6 protein-coding genes are annotated in these 4837 nt (G+C 57.3%); 4 read left to right on the top strand and 2 right to left on the bottom strand.

Going from position 1 to position 4837, the window contains the following annotated elements; all coding sequences use genetic code 11:
* Positions 1-130: 130 nt before the first annotated feature.
* Genes ACEQWH_RS05855 through ACEQWH_RS05845 form a run of 3 tightly spaced genes read left to right on the top strand, consistent with a single transcriptional unit; the run spans position 131 to position 2168 of the window.
* Positions 131-913, top strand: a complete 783-nt coding sequence (locus ACEQWH_RS05855; RefSeq protein ID WP_370228831.1) for a succinate dehydrogenase iron-sulfur subunit — start codon at positions 131-133, stop codon at positions 911-913.
* Positions 914-920: 7 nt separating this feature from the next.
* Positions 921-1922: a hypothetical protein gene (locus ACEQWH_RS05850; RefSeq protein ID WP_370228829.1), complete on the top strand. Its 1002-nt coding sequence runs from the start codon at positions 921-923 to the stop codon at positions 1920-1922.
* Positions 1923-1964: 42 nt separating this feature from the next.
* Positions 1965-2168, top strand: coding sequence for a hypothetical protein (locus tag ACEQWH_RS05845; protein WP_370228828.1), 204 nt, complete (start codon positions 1965-1967; stop codon positions 2166-2168).
* Here the strand turns inward: ACEQWH_RS05845 and deoD are convergent.
* Positions 2148-2852, bottom strand: coding sequence for a purine-nucleoside phosphorylase (deoD, locus tag ACEQWH_RS05840; RefSeq protein ID WP_370228827.1), 705 nt, complete (start codon positions 2850-2852; stop codon positions 2148-2150). The genes ACEQWH_RS05845 and deoD overlap by 21 nt on opposite strands.
* A 52-nt stretch (positions 2853-2904) precedes the next feature.
* On the opposite strand from deoD, the gene ACEQWH_RS05835 reads away from it, so the two are divergent.
* Complete coding sequence (locus tag ACEQWH_RS05835; RefSeq protein ID WP_370228826.1) at positions 2905-3435, top strand: DUF4329 domain-containing protein; 531 nt, start codon at positions 2905-2907, stop codon at positions 3433-3435.
* A gap of 18 nt (positions 3436-3453) precedes the next feature.
* On the opposite strand, the gene ACEQWH_RS05830 is transcribed toward ACEQWH_RS05835, so the two are convergent.
* On the bottom strand, positions 3454-4837 hold a 1384-nt coding region (locus ACEQWH_RS05830), incomplete at its 5' end, for a methylmalonyl-CoA mutase family protein (RefSeq protein ID WP_370228824.1).

Here is a 4837-nt window from a genome sequence, read left to right as displayed (position 1 = left end):
CTTTCGAAGGTTTATCCCGGCGATGCCGAGCGGCTGGTGCGGCTGCGGCAGGATGGGACGGCGGGCAAGGCCCCGCAGAACAATTCGGCGCAGGACACTGCGCCCGCGCAAATCCTCAGGAGGAATTGACATGGTCGAACTGGCACTGCCGAAAAACTCGCGCATGAAGACGGGCAAGACATGGCCCAAGCCCGAGGGTGCCAAGAACGTGCGCAAGTTCCAGATCTATCGCTGGAACCCGGATGACGGCAAAAACCCTTCGGTCGACACCTATTTCATCGATATGGACACCTGCGGTCCGATGATCCTGGATGCGCTGATCAAGATCAAAAACGAGATCGACCCGACCCTAACTTTCCGCCGCTCGTGCCGCGAAGGTATCTGCGGATCCTGCGCCATGAACATTGGCGGCATCAACACCCTGGCCTGCATCTATGGGATTGATGAGGTCAAAGGCGGTACGGTCAAAATCTACCCGCTGCCGCACATGCCGGTTGTCAAAGACCTGATCCCTGACCTGACGCATTTCTATGCGCAGCACGCGTCGATCATGCCGTGGCTGGAAACCAAAACCAACCGCCCTGCGAAAGAGTGGAAACAGTCCATCGCAGACCGCAAAAAGCTGGATGGCCTTTATGAATGCGTGATGTGCGCCAGCTGTTCAACGTCTTGCCCAAGCTACTGGTGGAACGGCGATCGCTATCTCGGTCCAGCGGCCTTGCTGCACTCCTATCGCTGGATCATTGACAGCCGCGACGAAGCAACCGGCGAGCGTCTGGATGAACTGGAAGATCCGTTCAAACTCTATCGCTGCCACACCATCATGAACTGTGCAAAAACCTGTCCTAAGGGTTTGAACCCAGCAGGGGCCATTGCGCATATCAAAAAGATGATGGTGGACCGCGCGGTCTGAGTAAGGCTTGAAAGTTCTCTTTCATACGAATGATTTAGGCCTGCGCGGAACCGCGCAGGCAGTTTACGATTATGCCTATTTTGCCGAAACGATTTTAGGCTGGACGTCGGCTGTCGTATATCCGTCCAACGCGGCCTCTAATGATCCGGGTATCGTTGCGAAGTTCTCCTCGCGTTTCCAGATTACAGGCTATGACCGGCTGGAAGAGATCTCGGGGTCAGGCGCTGATCTGACATACTTTATCAAATCCGGTAAACGAGACGGACTTCTTAGCCCAGACACAGCAAGTGCGATTCATGCGGTTTTTCAGGAATTCGATCCGCATGGTGAGAGCTACGCCTATGTGTCTGATTGGCTTGCGCAACACTGCACCGGCGGGCGCTATCCCTATGTGCCACATATTGTTGATCTTCCATCTGGTCAGTCGCGCCGCAGCGTGTGGGGCGTGCCCGAGGATGCTTTTGTCTTTGGCCGATACGGCGGTTATGACACGTTCGACATCGATTTTGTAAAACGGGCGGTGCCTAAGCTGCTAGAAGACAAGCGCATTTGGTTTGTGTTTGTGAACACCGAGCGTTTTATTGACCACCCCAGAGTGCTGTTTCGCGACGCGATTTCACGACCCACGGATAAGTCGGACTTTATCCTGTCCTGTGACGCCATGTTGCATGGCCGTGAAAGGGGCGAGAGTTTTGGTCTGGCGATTTGCGAGTTTCTGTTTCAAGGCAAACCTGTTTTGGCATGGGCGGGTGGCAAGGATGGTAACCACCGCCGCATTTTGGGTAGCCAACCGGGCGCTCTTTACAAAGATCAGGATGACCTCGTGCGAAAAGCCCTCGCATTGGTAGAAGGCACGGACCAAGACTGGAAAGCTCTCATTGCGCCGTTTTCGCCAGAGGCGGTTATGCCAAGGTTCGCAAAGGTTTTCACCGAGTCCGCAGCACCGTCTCGGGGTGTTCGGGCAGTGTCAAAGGCGCGCTTTATGATGCGTAAAGTTGTCAGTTCGTAGCTTGTTGCGACCTTCGCCGTCGTCTCACTGCAAGAGGCAGATATGCATATCGTCATTGGATTGATCGTCGCCTTCGTGCTCGTGGCCTTGCTTAGCAATCGAAAAACGCGCGCCTGTCGCTGGCGCGCGGATCGCAGTCAGGATTCCGAGCAGGGTAGCTATTTCCGCTGTATGCAATGCGGCGCGGAAATGCGGACGACGCGGGGCCGTCCGCCCACAGAGTGTTTACGCGAAAGCCGCTTCTAGCGCGATTTCGACCATGTCGCCGAAAGATTTTTCGCGCTGGTCGCTTGGCAGAGACTCTCCGGTCAGCAAATGATCCGAAACGGTCAGAACAGCCAAAGCGCGGCGGCCGTGGCGTGCTGCAAGGTTATACAGCTCGGCCGCTTCCATCTCGACGCCCAGAATGCCATGGCGGACCATCTGTTCGTTCAGATCAGGGCGCTCGTCATAGAAGACATCGCTGGAATAGATGCCGCCGACGTGGGTAGCTGAACCTTTGGACTGGGCTGCGTCTGCCGCGGCGCGCAGCAGGCCATAATCGGCGGAAGGTGCAAAGTTGATCTCTTTGAAGATGCCACGTGACGGCGTGGACAAAGAGGTTGCCGTCATGGCGATGATGACATCGCGGATCGCAACTTTTTCCTGCATCCCGCCGCAAGAACCGATGCGGATCAGGGTTTTCGCGCCATAGTCCTTGATCAGTTCGTTCACATAGATTGACAGGCTTGGCATGCCCATGCCCGAGCCGTGAATTGTGACCCGGTTGCCGTTCCACATGCCTGTGAACCCAAGCATGCCGCGCACTTCGTTGACGCAGGTGACGTCTGTCAGAAAGGTGTCCGCCGCCCATTTCGCGCGGTATGGGTCGCCTGGCAGAAGGACGGTTTCAGCGATTTCTCCGGGCTTTGCGCCGATGTGGATTGTCATAAGCATGTTCCTCTGGTCTTATTGCCGCGTATTTGCGCAGGAATATCTTACTATGAAAACCCCTATTCACGCTCTGATTTGCGTTGCTTTTTCAATAGGTGCTTCGCCTCTACTCGCAGAGTCCAAGGCAGAGATTGCTTTGATGAAAGAGGTCTTTGCCGAAATTCAGCCGCTGTCTTTCCAGCGCAACCGCGAATACTGCGGCTATATCGGGTATGACGTGGACGGCAATCTCGTGGCGTCTGAGGCGCGGCGCGGGCGCAAGTCAAGCTGCCGTCCGAAGGACCCGGTAAATATCGAGGTGATCATCGCCTCGTATCACACACACGGGGCTTATAACGGCGACGAAGGCTCTGAGGTGCCAAGCGTCGAGGACATGGAAGGCGATCAGGCCGAGGGGATTGATGGCTATGTGGCCACGCCCGGTGGGCGCATGTGGTACGTGGACAGCGAAGACATGGTGATCAGCCAGATCTGTGGCGTTGGGTGTCTGGATCAGGATCCGGAATTCGAGCCTTATGTGGATGCGGGCATCGAGGTCAGCTATACCTATGACGAGCTGGTCACCTGGTTTAACGAATAGCGCCGACGGTGCCGCAGATTACTCTGCGGCGACCGCCTTGGGGTCGGCCAGAACGACGATGTCGTTCATGATTGTGTTCAGCTCAAAGTCCTTTGGCGTATAGACGCGGGCAACGCCCATAGCGCGCAAGCGGTCGGCATCTTCGTCAGGAATGATGCCGCCTACGATGACTGGAGTTTCCCCCAGCCCCTCTTGGCGCATCCGTTCCATCAAATCCTCGACCAGAGGGATGTGGCTGCCGGACAGGATGGACAATCCCACCACATGGGCGTCGTCTTCGCGGGCTTTCTCGACGATCTCTGCAGGCGTCAGGCGAATGCCGTCATAAGAAATGTCCATGCCCACATCCCGCGCACGGCAGGCGATTTGTTCGGCACCGTTGGAGTGGCCATCAAGGCCCGGTTTGCCGATCACGAACTTCAGGCGTCGTCCCAGCCGGTCGCTGACCAGATCGACGGCCTCGCGCAGATCATCCAGGCCTTCTGTCATGTTAGAGGGGTTCAGGGACACGCCCGTCGGGCCGCGATATTCGCCGTGAACGGCCCGCATCTGCGCGGCCCATTCGCCGGTTGTTACCCCGGCCTTGGCGGCCTGAATTGAGGCTGGCATGATATTGGCACCCGACTTCGCCGCGTCGCGCAGTGCCGCGAGTGCGTCTTCGACTTTGTCGGCGTCGCGACCGGCGCGCCAGTCGTTCAGGCGGTCAATCTGTTCGGCCTCGACCGCTGGGTCCACGACCATGATGCCGCCATCGCCGGTCATAAGGGGGCTGGCCTCGCCCTGTTGCCATTTGTTGACGCCGACCACGACGGTTTCGCCAGCCTCGATCCGATTGAGCCGCGCCGAGTTGGATTCGACCAGCCGCCCCTTCATATAATCGATCGCGTCGATCGCGCCGCCCATCGAATCGAGGTTGGCAAGTTCGTGACGCGCGCCGTCTTTCAGCGCAGCAACCTTGCGATCGACGGCTGGGTTGTTGTCAAACAGGTCGTCATATTCCAGCAGGTCGGTTTCATAGGCCATGATTTGCTGCATACGCATAGACCATTGCTGATCCCATGGGCGCGGCAGGCCCAAGGCTTCGTTCCAGGCAGGCAGTTGCACCGCGCGGGCGCGTGCCTTTTTGGACAGCGTCACTGCCAGCATTTCGATCAGAATGCGATAGACGTTGTTTTCCGGCTGCTGCTCGGTCAGGCCGAGCGAGTTCACCTGAACACCATAGCGGAAGCGGCGGTGTTTTGGGTTTTCAACGCCGTAGCGCTCCTGACAGATTTCGTCCCACAACTCGACAAAGGCGCGCATCTTGCACATCTCGGTGACAAAGCGGATGCCTGCGTTCACAAAGAAGGAAATCCGCGCGACCATGGGGCCGAAATCCTCGGCAGGTACGCGGGGTTTCAAC

The sequence above is a fragment of the Cognatishimia sp. genome (assembly GCF_964229375.1).
Lineage (GTDB): Bacteria > Pseudomonadota > Alphaproteobacteria > Rhodobacterales > Rhodobacteraceae > Cognatishimia.
The sequence above is the reverse complement of the archived record's forward strand: the minus strand, read 5'-3'. Positions and strand labels throughout refer to the sequence as shown.